11 protein-coding genes and 1 tRNA gene are annotated in these 13,950 nt (G+C 73.3%); 4 read left to right on the top strand and 8 right to left on the bottom strand.

Features of this window, described 5'->3' with window-relative positions:
- Positions 1 to 168 precede the first annotated feature (168 nt).
- Positions 169 to 1,275 carry an LLM class flavin-dependent oxidoreductase gene (locus ACIBEA_RS33760; protein ID WP_399267004.1) on the top strand — a complete coding sequence of 369 codons (1,107 nt, stop codon included), beginning with the start codon at positions 169 to 171 and terminating at the stop codon, positions 1,273 to 1,275.
- 263 nt (positions 1,276 to 1,538) lie between these two features.
- Complete coding sequence (locus tag ACIBEA_RS33755) at positions 1,539 to 3,251, top strand: glycosyl hydrolase family 18 protein (protein WP_399267003.1); 1,713 nt, start codon at positions 1,539 to 1,541, stop codon at positions 3,249 to 3,251.
- 111 nt (positions 3,252 to 3,362) lie between these two features.
- On the opposite strand, the gene ACIBEA_RS33750 is transcribed toward ACIBEA_RS33755, so the two are convergent.
- Positions 3,363 to 5,267 (bottom strand): putative bifunctional diguanylate cyclase/phosphodiesterase, encoded by a 1,905-nt coding sequence (locus ACIBEA_RS33750; protein WP_399267002.1) that lies wholly within the window; start codon positions 5,265 to 5,267, stop codon positions 3,363 to 3,365.
- A gap of 326 nt (positions 5,268 to 5,593) precedes the next feature.
- On the opposite strand from ACIBEA_RS33750, the gene ACIBEA_RS33745 reads away from it, so the two are divergent.
- Positions 5,594 to 6,859, top strand: coding sequence for a M6 family metalloprotease domain-containing protein (locus tag ACIBEA_RS33745; protein ID WP_399267001.1), 1,266 nt, complete (start codon positions 5,594 to 5,596; stop codon positions 6,857 to 6,859).
- A gap of 58 nt (positions 6,860 to 6,917) precedes the next feature.
- Here ACIBEA_RS33745 and ACIBEA_RS33740 read toward each other — a convergent pair.
- The 7 genes from ACIBEA_RS33740 to ACIBEA_RS33710 all read right to left on the bottom strand — a co-directional run bounded on the left by ACIBEA_RS33740 (position 6,918) and on the right by ACIBEA_RS33710 (position 13,186).
- Positions 6,918 to 6,991 (bottom strand) — tRNA-Lys (locus ACIBEA_RS33740).
- On the bottom strand, positions 6,982 to 7,632 hold the full coding sequence (locus ACIBEA_RS33735; protein ID WP_399267000.1) for a bifunctional DNA primase/polymerase: 651 nt from the start codon (positions 7,630 to 7,632) through the stop codon (positions 6,982 to 6,984). The genes ACIBEA_RS33740 and ACIBEA_RS33735 overlap by 10 nt, the downstream gene beginning before the upstream one ends.
- Before the next feature lie 121 nt (positions 7,633 to 7,753).
- A complete protein-coding gene (locus ACIBEA_RS33730) occupies positions 7,754 to 8,098 on the bottom strand; it encodes a hypothetical protein (RefSeq protein ID WP_399266999.1) in 345 nt (114 codons plus the stop codon).
- A 133-nt stretch (positions 8,099 to 8,231) separates the two neighbouring features.
- Positions 8,232 to 9,587 (bottom strand): AAA domain-containing protein, encoded by a 1,356-nt coding sequence (locus ACIBEA_RS33725; protein ID WP_399266998.1) that lies wholly within the window; start codon positions 9,585 to 9,587, stop codon positions 8,232 to 8,234.
- Positions 9,584 to 11,173, bottom strand: a complete 1,590-nt coding sequence (locus ACIBEA_RS33720; protein WP_399266997.1) for a hypothetical protein — start codon at positions 11,171 to 11,173, stop codon at positions 9,584 to 9,586. The genes ACIBEA_RS33725 and ACIBEA_RS33720 overlap by 4 nt, the downstream gene beginning before the upstream one ends.
- Complete coding sequence (locus ACIBEA_RS33715; protein WP_399266996.1) at positions 11,161 to 12,327, bottom strand: hypothetical protein; 1,167 nt, start codon at positions 12,325 to 12,327, stop codon at positions 11,161 to 11,163. Before ACIBEA_RS33715 ends, ACIBEA_RS33720 begins: the two co-directional genes overlap by 13 nt.
- Positions 12,266 to 13,186: a phosphatase PAP2 family protein gene (locus ACIBEA_RS33710; RefSeq protein ID WP_399266995.1), complete on the bottom strand. Its 921-nt coding sequence runs from the start codon at positions 13,184 to 13,186 to the stop codon at positions 12,266 to 12,268. Before ACIBEA_RS33710 ends, ACIBEA_RS33715 begins: the two co-directional genes overlap by 62 nt.
- Before the next feature lie 154 nt (positions 13,187 to 13,340).
- On the opposite strand from ACIBEA_RS33710, the gene ACIBEA_RS33705 reads away from it, so the two are divergent.
- Complete coding sequence (locus ACIBEA_RS33705; protein WP_399266994.1) at positions 13,341 to 13,937, top strand: histidine phosphatase family protein; 597 nt, start codon at positions 13,341 to 13,343, stop codon at positions 13,935 to 13,937.
- Positions 13,938 to 13,950: the final 13 nt, after the last annotated feature.

The raw sequence follows: 13,950 nt of genomic DNA, 5'->3' as shown, positions 1-13,950 counted from the left end.
CGGTGGCATATGCCAAGGTCAACCACCCTGTCCCGGTGTGCCGGGAATGCCCCGGGCGCGGGCGCTGTTCGATCCCTTCGTACGGCCGCGGCACGGACCGATCACGGCCGTGGCGCGAACACGACGCGTGGCCGGACGAGGCCGCCGAGGGACGACAGAGGAGCGAAGATGGCTGACACGGGGGACGCGGTGGGCGCGGCGGACGCGATCCACGGGAGCGTCCACGGCTCGGCGCCGGTACCGCTGTCCGTACTGGATCTGGTCACCGTCGGCGCGGGCAGCAGCGCGCACGCCTCGCTGCGGACCAGCGTGGACATCGCCCGGCTGGCCGAAGCGCGCGGCTACCACCGCCACTGGGTGGCCGAACACCACTCCATGCCCGGGGTCGCCAGCTCCTCCCCGGCGGTGATCCTGGCGCACCTGGCCGCCCATACCTCCCGCATCCGGCTCGGCTCCGGCGGGGTCATGCTGCCCAACCACGCTCCGCTCGCGATCGCCGAGCAGTTCGGCACCCTGGAGGCGCTCGCGCCGGGGCGGATCGACCTGGGCCTCGGCCGTGCGCCCGGCACCGACGGGCGCACCGCGACGGCGCTGCGCGGCGGCGGCCGGCTCGACGAGGGGGCCGAGGACTTCCCGCGCCAGCTCGCGGAGCTGACCCGCTTCCTCGACGACGACTTCCCCGACGGGCACCCCTACGCCCGGGTGCACGCCGTGCCCGGGCCGGTGCAGGGTCCGACCGCGCGGCCGCCGCTCTGGCTGCTGGGCTCCTCCGGCTTCAGCGCGGCCCTCGCCGGGCAGCTCGGGCTGCCCTTCGCCTACGCCCACCACTTCTCCGCGGCGGGCACGATCCCCGCGCTGGACCTGTACCGGCAGAGCTTCAGGCCCTCGGCGGTGCTGGCCGAGCCGTACGCGCTGATCGGGGTGTCGGCGCTGGCCGCCGACACCGAGGAGGCCGCCCGGGCGCAGGTGCTCACGGGCGCCCTGTCGATGCTGCGGCTGCGCAGCGGCCGGCCCGGCCTGGTGCCCACGCCCGAGGAGGCGGCGGCGTACGACTTCGGCTCCCTGGAGCGGGAGTTCGTCGACAGCTGGCTCGCGAACGTCGTGTACGGCACCCCGGACGCGGTGCGCGAGGGGCTGGACGCCCTGGTGAAGCGGACGGGTGCGGACGAGCTGATGCTGACCGCGACCGGGCACAGCGGGGCGGCCCGGTTGCGTTCGTACGGGCTCGTCGCAGATGCGTACGGCATGCCCGGGGAGGGCGCCGGACCTGCCTGAGTGCGCTCGATCGGGGTTTGGTTGGTTTGTTGCCAAAACCTTGCAGGAAGGTGGCCCAAGGGGGCCTTAAACCGCTCGTCACCGGGGTGACGGGCGGTTTCTGTTGGGCGGTCAGGTCTCTGACAAGGGCATTTGCCGCCCGAGTGGTCTAGTCCTTGTTTGGTCCAAACCATTGACGCGGAGTTGAAGTGATCGCTATCACTTCTCTCACCCACAGCGTTGCGACCTCCCCCCGAACCTCCCCCCGCCTCCGGAGGCCCCCCATGCACATCCGTAAACCCCTCGTAGCGGCGGCCACCACGGCCGCCCTCGCCGCCGGGGTGCTCGCCACCTTCGCCGGCCTCGGCACCGCGCAGGCCGCGGACTCCTCGACGACCGCCGCGGCGGCCGGTGGTGGCGTCAAGATCGCCTACTACGACCAGTGGAGCGTGTACGGGAACGCCTTCTACCCGAAGCAGCTCGACACTCGGGGGATCGCCGGCAAGCTGGACGTCCTGAACTACTCGTTCGGGAACATCCACCCCACCAACCTCACGTGTTTCGAGGCGAACAAGGCGGCGGGCGACGACAACAACCCCAACGCCGGTGACGGCGCCGGGGACTCCTACGCCGACTACCAGAAGTCCTTCAGCGCGGCCGACAGCGTCAGCGGCGCCGCCGACAAGTGGGACCAGCCGATCGTCGGCGTGATGAACCAGTTCAAGCAGTTGAAGGCGAAGTACCCGCACCTCAAGATCAACATATCGATCGGCGGCTGGACCTACTCCAAGTACTTCCACGACGCGGCGCTCACCGACGCCAGCCGGAAGAAGTTCGTCTCCTCCTGCATCGACCAGTACATCAAGGGCAACCTGCCGGTCGAAGGCGGTTACGGCGGCGCCGGCAGCGCGGCCGGGATCTTCGACGGCATCGACATCGACTGGGAGTACCCCGGTTCCACCGGCGGTCACCTGGGCAACCACACCGGCCCCGAGGACAAGGCCAACTACACGCTCCTGCTGAAGGAGTTCCGTGAGCAGCTCGATGCCTACGGCACCGCCAACGGCGGCAAGAAGTACCTGCTGACCTCGGCCCTCCCGGCGGGCCAGGACAAGATCAAGTACATCGAGACGGACAAGATCGGCGCGTACCTCGACTACGCGAACATCATGACCTACGACATGCACGGCGCCTGGGACGGCGACGGGCCGACCTACCACCAGTCCCCGCTGCTGAACTCGGCCGCCGACCCGACCGACCCGATCGCGCCGGGCACCCAGAAGTACGGCATCAAGAACGCCATCGACTCCTGGATCGACGGCAACGCGGCCTACGGCATCGCGGGCGGCTTCCCCGCCAACAAGCTGACCCTGGGCTACGAGTTCTACTACCGCGGTTGGAAGGGCGTCCCGGCCGGCACCACCAACGGCCTCGCCCAGACCGCTACCGGCCCCTCGGCCGCCCGGCCCACCAGCCAGCAGGCGGGCATCGCCAACTACAAGGAGCTGGGCGGGATCGTCGACAACCCGGCCACCACCTTCTGGGACGACCAGGCCAAGGCGTCCTGGTTCTACAAGGACGGCGAGTTCTTCACCGGCCTGAACCAGAAGTCCATCCAGGCCCGGGTCGACTACGGCAAGCAGCGCGGCCTGGCCGGCGCGATGATGTATTCCCTGCTCGGCCTGGACGACAAGACCACCCTGCTGAACCAGATCTCGGACGCCCTCGGTGGCACCACCCAGCCGCCGACCACCCCGCCGACGACGCCTCCCACGACCCCGCCGACCACGCCCCCGACCACCCCGCCGACCACGCCTCCCACCACCCCGCCCGCGGGTTGCGGAGCGGTCGCGGCCTACGTCGGCGGCACCATCTACACCGGCGGCCAGCAGGTCTCCTACGGCGGCCACAAGTGGCAGGCCCAGTGGTGGACGCAGAACGAGGTGCCCGGCACCACCGGTGCCTGGGGTGTCTGGAAGGACCTCGGCGCCTGCTGATCCCCCCACCCCGCGCCGAGCGAGCGCCGCCCCCGACCCCGCCAGGGTCGGGGGCGGCGGTGTTCGCCGGGCGGTTCGCCAAACGGTTCGCCAAGCGGTCCGCCCGGCGGTTCAGCGGGCGAGGTCCTGCGGGCGGGCGCTGATCATCTCGGCGATCCGCTCCGGGGCCACCGCGCGGGAGTACAGCCAGCCCTGGCCGGTGTCGCAGCCCACCCGGCGCAGCCGGGCCGCCTGGCCGGCGGTCTCCACGCACTCGGCGGTCACCGTCAGACCCAGCCGGTGCGCGAGCTGCACCAGGGCCTCGACGATGGTCTCGTCGGCCGGGTTCGGGTGGGCCCCCTCCTCGTAGCGGAAGCCGCGCACGAAGGAGCCGTCCAGCTTCAGCACCGAGACCGGCAGCCGGGACAGGTAGGCCAGGTTCGAGTAGCCCGTGCCGAAGTCGTCGATGGCGATCCGCACACCCATGTCGCTGAGCGCCTGCAGGGCCTGGAGCGGCCGGCCCGCCGAGCCCATCACCGCCGACTCGGTCAGCTCCAGCTGGAGCAGCTGCGGCGCGAGCCCGGTCTCCGCCAGGATCTCCGCGACGTCGCCGACCAGGTCCGAGTCCCACACCTGGCGCACCGCGACGTTCACGGAGACGAAGACCGGTGCGTCACTGGGGTGTTCGATCTGCCAGCGACGCGCCTGGCGGCAGGCGGTCCGCAGCACCCACTGCCCCAACTGGACGATGGAGCCGTCCTCTTCGGCGATCCCGATGAACCGATTCGGCGTGAGCGTCCCGAACTGCGGGTGGTTCCAGCGCACCAGGGCCTCCACCCCCCGCACCACCCCGCTCTCCAGGTCCACCAGCGGCTGGTACTCCAGCACGAACTCGTCCCGCTCCACGGCCGGCCGCAGCGTCGACGACAGGGCCTGGCGGGTCATCCGGTGGGCGTTGCGCTCGGGGTCGAAGAGCGTCCAGCGGGCCTTGCCGTCCTCCTTCGCCCAGTAGAGCGTCGTGTCGGCCGCCTGCATGAGGGCCGTCGCCGAGGTGCCGGCCGTCACCCGCTCCACCACGCCGATGGACGCGGAGACCGACAGCCGCTGCCCGGCCAGGTCGAAGGGCTCCTGTACGGCCGCCAGCGCGGACCGGGCCAGGTCCGCGAGCTGTTCGGTGCCGGTGGAGTCCTCCACGAGCAGCGCGAACTCGTCGCCGCCGAGCCGCGCGACCAGGTGGCCGCCCGTGCGCCCGTAGCCGGACTGGTCCGCGCAGTGGGTGAGCCGGGCCGCGACCGCGGTCAGCAGTCGGTCGCCCACCCGGTGGCCCAGGGTGTCGTTGACCGCCTTGAACCCGTCGAGGTCGAGGTAGCACAAGCCGATCCGGCCGGTCCCGCCCCGCTCGTAGGACGGGGTCTCCAGGGCGGCCGACAACCGTTCGAAGAAGAGCGCCCGGTTGGGCAGCCGGGTGACCGGGTCGTGCATCTGCAGGTGCCGCAGCCGGGCCTGCAGGTCGCGCCGGTCGCTGATGTCGGCGACCGAGAGCAGGACGTCGCCGGTCCCGGGCACCGGCCCCAGCGTGATCTCGGTCCACAGGGAGTGCCCGTCGGGGTGTTTGAGCCGGCGGGTGCAGCGCAGCCGGGCCCGCCGGCCGCGCAGCACCTCGCGGTAGGCCTGCCAGGTGCGGCCCTCGGCGGCCAGGTCCACCAGGTCGGCCGCGTTCTGCCCGTCGAGGGCGTGCGGCTCGGTGCCCAGCAGCCCGGCGAGGGCCGCGTTGGCGCTGACGACGAAGCCGTCCCGGTCGACGACGGCCATCGCGAGGTGGGCCGCGTTGAACGCGGCCCGGTAGTCGCGCAGTTCGGACTCGCGCGGTTCGGACTCGCGTGGTTCGGACCCGCGCACCGCGGTCCGTCCCGCCGCGGCCAGGCCGGAGGTGCCCGAGGGCGCGGTCGACGCGGCCGGTACGGCCGCGTGACGCTCCGTAGCGGTCTGGCGGATGCTGTCGGCCGCCGAACCGGTTCCTTCTGAGGTTCCGCTCACCGTTGGCTCCCGCAGTGCTCGTGGTCTCCGCGCAGGAAAGTGTGCCGATCATAGAGGTTGCCGGGAGGCCCTATCCAGCGGCGGCGCCGTGCGGGGCCCGCCGGGTCGGCGTGCTGACGGTGTGTCGGGCCTTCGTCGCTCGATCGTTTCTGCACAGCTGTGAGCGCGCGGAGTCCGCGCCTGACCTCGGCTGATCGCTCGTGACGTTCTGTAGGCACAGCTGGATATGCGCGTAAAGCGTCGGGGTCACCGGGATGCCGGATCGCTCACTCGTGTGGGGCACCGGAACAGGACATTAGTAAGACAATCGCCGCAAGGTGGGTGGGATGTTACGAAATCCACCACCGGAGGTCGATGTGCCGCTGCAGCAGACACCCGGGGGAGTGGAGCGCTACCGCGTGCGCAGTGCCGCGGCCGCCCTCACCTCCCTCGCGGCCATCGCCGCGATCTCGCTCGTGGCGGGTCCGGCGGTGGCCGATCCCGGGTCCGGGCCGTGCGAGCTGACCCGCACGCAGGCGCACCACTCGCTGGGCCTGGACACCTGGAACGGCGCCTATCCCAAGCCGGAACGTTCCCTCAACGCCCTGATGGTCTTCCTGTCCTTCCCGGACTCCCGGCCGCTCACCACCCCCGAGCAGCTGACCGGTGACTACTTCCCGGCCACCAGCGACTTCTTCGAGCGGGCCTCCTACGGCCGCTTCCGGCTCGTCCCGCACCCCCAGCGGCAGTGGATGCGGATGCCCAAGCCCTCCACCGCCTACGGGATACAGCGCGACTGGGCCCCCGAGTCCCGTGCGGCGTACCTGCGCGACGCGGTCGCCACCGCCGACCCGGCGGTCGACTTCAGCAAGTACGACATCGTGTACTTCGTCGCCGACCCGGACGCGCCCGGGGTGGACTCCGACGCCACCAAGGTCGTCAACTTCGACCGGCCGCTGCGCGCCGACGGCACCGACCTGCGGCGGATCGTCACCGTCTTCGAGAAGCACCCCCCGGACCGCAACGTCCTGGCGCACGAGACCGGGCACGTCTTCGACCTGCCCGACCTCTACCACCGGCCGACCGACGGCAAGGGGGACTGGGACACCTACGTCGGGGACTGGGACGTGATGGGCAGCCAGTTCGGGATGGCCCCGGACCTGTTCGCCTGGCACAAGTGGAAGCTGGGCTGGCTAGGCCCCGGTCAGGTCGACTGCGTGCGCGGCGGCACCTCGCTGCACACCCTCCAGCCGCTGGGCCAGGCCCCGCAGCGGGGCGGATCGGTCGGCACCCGGCTCGCGGTGGTCCGTACGGGCCCCGGCAGCGCGATCGCCATCGAGGCCCGGGGCTCCGCGGGCAACGACGGGACCACCTGTACCGAGGGCGTCCTGGTCTACCGGGTGCGCAACGAGCCCGCCTCCGGCGGCGGTCCGATCGAGGTGCTGGACGGCCACCCGGACACCGACGCCTGCTGGGGGCGCTCGGTCTACCCGCCGCTCGCGGACGCGCCGCTGGAGGTCGGGGAGACCTTCACGGTGCCGGGGGAGCGGATCACCATCGAGGTGGCCGACCGCACCCAGTCCGGCGCGTACACGGTGAAGATCACCAGCTAGTACGGGACGGTGGAACACGAAGAAGGCCCCCACTCGCGTGGGGGCCTTCTTCCGTCTGTGCGCCGCCAGGGACTCGAACCCCGGACCCGCTGATTAAGAGTCAGCTGCTCTAACCAACTGAGCTAGCGGCGCGTGCTGACGTCGTAGACATTAGCATCCGGACCGGCGGAAGGAAAAATCGATATCCGCAGGTCCGGTGCGCCCGCGGTGGCGGTGGCGGTGCCGCCGGCGGTGCGGGCGGCCCGGACGCAGGCCCACAGCAGGGCCTCCGGCCCCGGCAGCCACGGCAGCCGGGCGTCCGGCGCCACCACCCAGCGCGAGTGGCCCGGCGCGGCCCCGGGCGCGGCGGTCAGCGCCGGTACGGTCACGGCGTCGCCCCGGCCGTGGCAGAGCGGTGCGGGCGGCCGCCCCGGGGCCGCGCCATGGGCCTCGCCCCACTCCTCCCAGTCGAGCAGCGCGGGCAGCCGCTGGGCCGTGCCGGGGGCCGCGAACAGCAGCATCCGGCCGCGGTGCACGGCCACCGGCCCGCAGCCCGGCCCCTCGGCCCACAGCAGGTCCAGCATCCGGCGCCCGAAGACCGCGGGGACGTTGACGACGTCGAAGGCGGTGCCGCACGGCAGCACCGCGGGGGCCGTGGGTCGGTCCTGCCACAGCGCGAGGGTGCTGCGCGGGTAGGGCGAGGCGGAGGCGAGCCACGCGGCGCCCTGCGGGGTGACGTGGGTCGCGGGTCCGTGGAGGGCGGGGCAGCCGGTAGCCGTCGTCATCGTGGTCATGCGGCAGGTCTACCGGCCGTAGCGCCCCGGTTCCGCGGAGTTACGGGAAACCCGGACAGTGCGGGGCGTGCTGGGGTATCTTGCGCTGCGCATATGCCGGAACAGGTGTGCGGACGCTGCGTCAGCGGCTCTCCGTACCGCCCCGCAGCAGGCCCTCGCCGAAGTCGATCATCTTCTCGGCGTAGTCCTCGGACCACTGCGCGGACTCGCCGATGGCCGCCGGCGAGAGCCGGTCGAACCGGCGCGGGTCCGCCAGCTGGGCGGCCGCCATGGCCTGGAACTCGACCGCCCGGTCCTGCGCCGCCCGGAAGGCGAGCGCGAGTTCGGTGGCGCGGGCCAGCAGCTCGCGCGGGTCGTCGATGGATTCGAGATCGAAGAAGTGCTCCGGATCCGTGGCCGCGTCCGAGGGCTCGAAGAGCAGCGGGGCGGGCCGCAGCCTCCGCTCGGTGCGCTCGGGCTCTGCCATGCGTGTCCTCCTGCTTCGTGGACGAATTCCTTCCGGGCCACCGTCCATTGTCCAGCGCCGCGCAAGCCCGCCCCAAGGGGCCCCGCGACGCTGGAACGCATGTACGACCTCTCCCGCGTGTCGTGCGCCGTGGCTACGGCTTCCAGGCGACCCGGTGCTCCGAGAGGTGCGCCAGGACCGAGTGGTTGGCCTCCCACCCGTCCGGGAACTTCATGGTCACGCCCAGCTGGACCGGCTCCGTCGAGGGGTGGTCGTCCAGGAGGCGCGCTATGCCCGCGCGGGCCACCACCACGCAGGCGTGCCGGTGGCGGGAGGCCAGGACGCACAGCCGGCCCGTCTCCAGGTGGAAGGCCGTCGCGTCCGGGCGGCCCGACAGCGGGTGCAGGACCACCGTGAGGTCGTACTCGCGGCCCTGGAGCCGGTTCGCGGTGTCCACCGTCACCCCGGTGACCCCCAACCCGGCCAGGGCCGCGCGGATCGCCGCGGCCTGGTCGCGGTGGGCCGTGCCGACCGCGATCCGGTCCGCGGTCAGCGGCGCCGGACCCGGGCCGCGCTCGTCCGTGGTCACCGCGCCCCGGTCCAGCGCCCGCCGGACCACCAGGGCCAGCGCCCCCACCGCCTCCGGGTCGGTGCGCGGGGTGTGTCGGGCCGGCAGCTCCAGCAGACCCCACCCGGACTCGGCGGCCTCGTCGAGGACCCGGTCCGGACCCGACCCGTCCGAGGGCACGCCGTACGAGAGCCGCCGCTCCCCGTGGTCCGTACCGCTGCGGAAGCGGGCGTACGGGTAGAACGCGCGGGAGACCAGCGGCGCGGCCGACGCCGGGAGCCGCCAGGACACCGGCAGTCGGTGCTGCGGCAGCTGCGGGTTGTGCGCGAGGAGGGTGGAGACCGCCGAGGCGGACGGGTCGTAGGACAGGCCCGCCCACTGCTCGGCGCCGACCACGCTGAAGGGGTCGAGCTGGCCCGGATCGCCCACGAACAGCGCCCGTTCGAACAGGCCGGCCACGGCCAGCAGTGCGTCGGAGCGCATCTGGTACGCCTCGTCCACGATCGCGTGCTCCCACGGCTCCACGTTCTGGGTGTGGGCCCACTTCGCCGCCGTCGAGATGACGACCGGTAGCTCGGCCAGGTCGCCCGCCTTCGCCGAGAGCGTCACCGACTCCAGGTCCAGCAGCGCCTTGTCGTAGGCGTCGCCGTCACTGCTGTGCAGCCGCCCCACCCGCAGCCGCGGGTCCTTCTCGGCGAGCCGCAGCACCAGGTCGTCCACCTGCGCGTTGGTCTGCGCCACGATCATCATCCGGCGCCCCGCCGTGGCGAGCTCCCGGGCCGCCCGCACCACCAGGGTGGACTTCCCGGCCCCGGGCGGGGAATCGACGACCACGCCCCGCTCGGCGCCGTGCAGGGTGTCGTGCAGGATCGCCTCGGTGGCCCGCGCGGCGGCGGCGCCCGGGTCGGCATCCGACGCGGGCGCGGACAGGATCGTGGTCACAGGATGTCCTCGTCGGTCACGGCGTCGGGCTGCGGCGCCGTGGCGGAGCCCGCGGAGCCGGGCGGTCCGCCGTGCGTCCACGGCGTGTTCTCCGGGTCGGGCAGCTTCGGCCCGCCCCGCGCGTCGTGCTCGAAGAGCGTCCAGCACACCCGGTCGCCCTTGCCCGGCACCGAGCCGGGGTCCGGCTCCTTGCCGCGGCCCATCTTGTCCAGCAGCCGCAGCACCAGCAGCCCGTCCTCCTTGGGCCCGGCGTAGCCCACGAACTCGGCCGACTGCGGGCGCCCGTCCAGCGCGCGGTACACCTTCGCCCGGCCGCCGTCCTCGGGCAGCTGCGGCCGGTCCTCCGTCGCCACCGTCACCAGCGGGCGGGGACTGGGCCGCTTGGACTGCGTCCACTCCATGACCACCTCGGTGACCTCGCCGGCGAAGGCCTCGCCCGCGAGCCGCCGCCCCGCCATCACCAGCGGGTCGTCCAGCGCCTCCTGGGCTTCCACCCGGACCTGCTCGGTCTCGCGGGTGGCCAACTTCTGCGCCGCCGTCACCGCGTCGTCACGGCGGGGCTGCGGAGGCTCGCCCGCCCGGACCCGGTCCCGGTGGCCGGTGAAGGACCAGCGGTCACGGGTCCAGCGCTGTTCGACGTACGCGCCCTCGGGCAGCCCGTGCAGCAGGTCCAGGGACCGCCACACCGCGTCCCAGGTCGGTCGCAGCTGCGACTCGACCAGCCGGTGCACCTCGCGGCCGGCCCGCTCCACCGTCTCCTCGACGCGCGGATCGGCGCCGCGGGCCGCGTCGAAGCGGCTCATGGCGGGGGCCAGCAGCCGGTTGTCGAAGGCCGGGTCGGTGGCGGGCCCCGCCGGGGGGACGAGCAGCTGCCCGTGCCGGTCCCGGCCCAGCTCCGCGCGCAGCGCGGCCGCCGCGCCCGATTCCCCCGCCGGCGGGTCCAGCCAGGCCAGCACCGCGCCCAGGTGCTGGTCCTCCAGATTGCTCTGACCGCTCGCCCAGTGCCGGGCCAGCAGCTCCGTCGCGGACAGCAGCATCGAGGAGCCCGGCACCCGGGAGCGCTCCGCGAGATGGGTGAACCAGCGGCCGAGCAGCGGCACCAGCGGCGGTGCGGGGTAGGGGGCGTCCGGATCCTCCTCGGCCGTCCGCCGGAACCGCATCGAGCGCCCCAGCAGCCGGACGTACTCGACGCCCGCCCGGCTCGGCACGATCAGCTGCGGCGCGTCCGCGCACAGCTCGGCGGCCACCTTGACCTTCTTGCCGGTCGTCGGGTCCGTCTCGGTCCGCTCGGCCGCCTCGACCTCGTCCGCGTACGCGTCGAGGTACGGCACCACCTCGTCCGCCAGCGCGGCGAGGAACCGCCAGCGCAGGTCCCGGTCGCGCGGCTGCGTCACGACGAGCAGCCGCGGCTGCTCCCGGTCGGTGCCCACCAGCGCGCCCAGCGGGGCCCCCGCCTCGCCCGCCGTGGTCAGCGGGACGAACACCAGCGGGCGGGCGCCCAGGTGCCGGTGCCGGACGGTGGCCAGGGGCTGCGCGCGCCCCGCGCGGACGGCCTGGAGCCGGGCCAGTGTGCTCAGCAGGGGCATGCGACGGCCTCCGGAAGCGGGTCCGAGCGGACGGCGGAGAATTCCAGGGCCTCGGCGCGCAGCCGGGCCGCCCGGTACAGCGCCTCGGCGGTCGGATCGCCGGGCGCGCCCGCTCCGGCGGCGGCCGCCAGCGCCGCGCCGACCGTGGTCAGCGCGCCCAGCTCGCCCCGGACGGACCGGCCGAGCGCGCCCGCCGCATCGGCCGCGCGGGACCGCTCCCGGCAGTGGAAGGCCAGCTCGCAGGAGGCCAGGCACTCGGGGGCGTAGGCGGCGTCGACCGCCTCGACCGCCTCGGTCAGCTCGTCGGCGGGCCGGGCCGGGTCGAAACTCAGCCCCTCGGGCAGCTCCGCGGCCAGCTCCTCGATCCGGGTGAGCCGGGCCAGCTGGCGCGCCGTCACCGAGCGCTGCTTGCGGATGTCGAGGACCGCCGCGGTGGGCAGGTTGGAGAAGTCCTTGGGGCAGACCAGCAGGGCCGCGTGCGCGACGGTGGCGCCCGTCAGCACGGCGGCGATCCGCTCCAGGGCCAGCACGTAGACCGCGGACTGGCGGGCCGCGGCGCCGGCCTTCGCCGCGTCCGCCGTCCCGTCGATCATCGGGAAGGATTTGATCTCGACGACGGTCCAGCGTCCGTCGGGATGCACCACGACGGCGTCGGGCTCCAGGTAGGCCGGGGAGCCGGCGACCTCCAGCGCGAGCATCGGATGGTCGAGCAGGGTCCAGGCGGCCGCCGCCGTCGCCTCGCGCAGCGCCAGCGCGGTCCGCGCGGCGCGGCCCTCGGGGCCGGCCGCGGTCAGGTCGGGGACGAGGGCGCCCCGGGTCGGCGCTTCGGCCCCGGCGCCCAGGTGCGCGTGCACCAGGCGCAGCAGCTCGGCGCCGCCGTCGCCCTTGACCTTGGCCTCGAAGGAGTTGCCGCGGATCATCGCGAACTGCGACTGCCCGAAGGCGGCCGGCGAGCCGAGCGCCGAGGCCAGCGCGGTCTTGTCCACCCCGGCACCGTCCAACAGCGCCCGTCTGCCGCAGCCGGGGTTGGCGGCGAGGGCCGCCAGCGCCCGGGCGTCGAGCGGGCGTGGCGGCACGGCGGGGCCGCGCAGATCAGCGAGCCGTTGCCGGAGCGTCGTCGGCTGCGGGGGGCCGCTGGGCGGGAAGGAGCTCACCCGCGGAAGTCTCCCATCCGCCACTGACAATCGTGGACTTACGGCGGAAACCGGCTCCCGGCGCAGTGGTGGCCGCGCCCGGTACGGCGGGAGTGGCAGGAGCGGCGGGAGTGGCGGCGATGGCAGCGGACCGGCGTCCGGCGAGCCGCTCCACGCCCAGCGCGATCAGGAACCCGATGCCCATGACGCCCGCTCCGGCGGCGGCGTCGAGGAAGTAGTGGTTGGCGGTGCCCATCACGACGAGGGTGGTCAGCAGCGGGTACGCCGCGCCCAGCACCCGCAGCAGCGGGTGGCGCCCGTAGCGCCACAGCAGCACCCCGCACCACAGCGCCCAGCCGACGTGCAGGCTCGGCATCGCCGCGTACTGGTTGGTGAAGGAGCCGAGCCCGCGCGGCGCGCTGGCCTCGGCGCCCCACCAGCCGTACGCGCTGTACTGGGCCATGGTGTCGGTGAACCCGTGGGCGAGGTGGAGCAGCCGCGGCGGGCAGGTGGGCACCAGGGCGAAGCCGACGAGCCCGAGCAGGGTGGAGGAGACCAGCCAGGTCCGGGCCGTGCGGTAGCGCTCGGGGCGCCGGTGGTAGACCCAGATGAGTACGGCCGGGGTGACCAGGTAGTGCAGCGAGGCGTAGACGAAGTCGGCGGGTATGCCGAGCCACGCGTGGGTGCTGAAGAGCCGGTTGAGGGGGCTCTCGAAGTCGATGGACAGGGCGCGCTCGAAACGCAGGATCGCGAGGCCGTGGTCGACGGCGAGCTGCACGTCGCCCCGGGCCAGGAGCCGGCCGCCCGAATAGGCGCCGTACACGAGGCCCAGGAGCAGCAGTTCGGCCCACCATCGAGTGGGCCGTCGCCAATTAGTCATACGGTGTAAGACGCGGATGAGCGCCGGGAGGTTGCCTGGCGTTCGTGTGATGGATGATGGCCTGAAGACAGACCATATGATCCACGGCATACGCGCGACAACGCTGGCGAAGCTGACAACGCCGGTGAAACCTCACGGACCGGGAGAAAACAACATGGCCCCCCGCATCCTGCTGGCCCGTCACGGACAGACCGCCTGGTCCTTGTCCGGCAAGCACACGGGACGTACGGACGTCCCGCTGCTGGAAGAGGGGAAGCGGGGCGCGAAGCTGCTCGGCGAGCGCCTGGTCCGCGACCCCTGGGCGGGCCTGCCGGGGATCGAGGTCCGCACCAGCCCGCTGATCCGCGCGAGCGAGAGCTGCGACCTGGCGGGCTTCGGGCTCCAGGCGACGCCCTGGGACACCCTCATGGAGTGGGACTACGGCGACTACGAGGGCATGACCCCGGCCGAGATCCACGCGGTCCAGCCCGGTTGGCTCATCTGGCGCGACGGGGCGCGCGGCGGCGAGACGATCGCCGACGTCTCCGCGCGGGCGGACGAGGTGGTCACCTGGGCCCGCTCGTCCGAACGCGACGTGCTGATCTTCGCCCACGGCCACATCCTGCGCGCCCTCGCCGCCCGCTGGCTCGGCCTGGACATCTCCTTCGGCGCCCGGATCAAACTGGACCCGACCTCGCTGTCCGTCCTCGGCTGGGCCTACGGAGCACCGGCGCTGGAGCGCTGGAACGACACCGGGCACCTGGACACGTAGTGCTGTGACCGCC

The organism is Streptomyces sp. NPDC051555 (genome assembly GCF_044454405.1).
Lineage (GTDB): Bacteria > Actinomycetota > Actinomycetes > Streptomycetales > Streptomycetaceae > Streptomyces.
This window is presented reverse-complemented; position numbering and strand designations above follow the sequence as displayed.

What these genes read in the sequence shown, in the direction of transcription:
- ACIBEA_RS33760 (WP_399267004.1), top strand. Translation starts at nt 169, where the DNA reads ATGGCTGACACGGGGGACGCGGTGGGCGCGGCGGACGCGATCCACGGG.
- ACIBEA_RS33755 (WP_399267003.1), top strand. Translation starts at nt 1,539, where the DNA reads ATGCACATCCGTAAACCCCTCGTAGCGGCGGCCACCACGGCCGCCCTC.
- ACIBEA_RS33745 (WP_399267001.1), top strand. Translation starts at nt 5,594, where the DNA reads ATGTTACGAAATCCACCACCGGAGGTCGATGTGCCGCTGCAGCAGACA.
- ACIBEA_RS33735 (WP_399267000.1), bottom strand. Translation starts at nt 7,632, where the DNA reads ATGACCACGATGACGACGGCTACCGGCTGCCCCGCCCTCCACGGACCC.
- ACIBEA_RS33730 (WP_399266999.1), bottom strand. Translation starts at nt 8,098, where the DNA reads ATGGCAGAGCCCGAGCGCACCGAGCGGAGGCTGCGGCCCGCCCCGCTG.
- ACIBEA_RS33720 (WP_399266997.1), bottom strand. Translation starts at nt 11,173, where the DNA reads ATGCCCCTGCTGAGCACACTGGCCCGGCTCCAGGCCGTCCGCGCGGGG.
- ACIBEA_RS33710 (WP_399266995.1), bottom strand. Translation starts at nt 13,186, where the DNA reads ATGACTAATTGGCGACGGCCCACTCGATGGTGGGCCGAACTGCTGCTC.
- ACIBEA_RS33705 (WP_399266994.1), top strand. Translation starts at nt 13,341, where the DNA reads ATGGCCCCCCGCATCCTGCTGGCCCGTCACGGACAGACCGCCTGGTCC.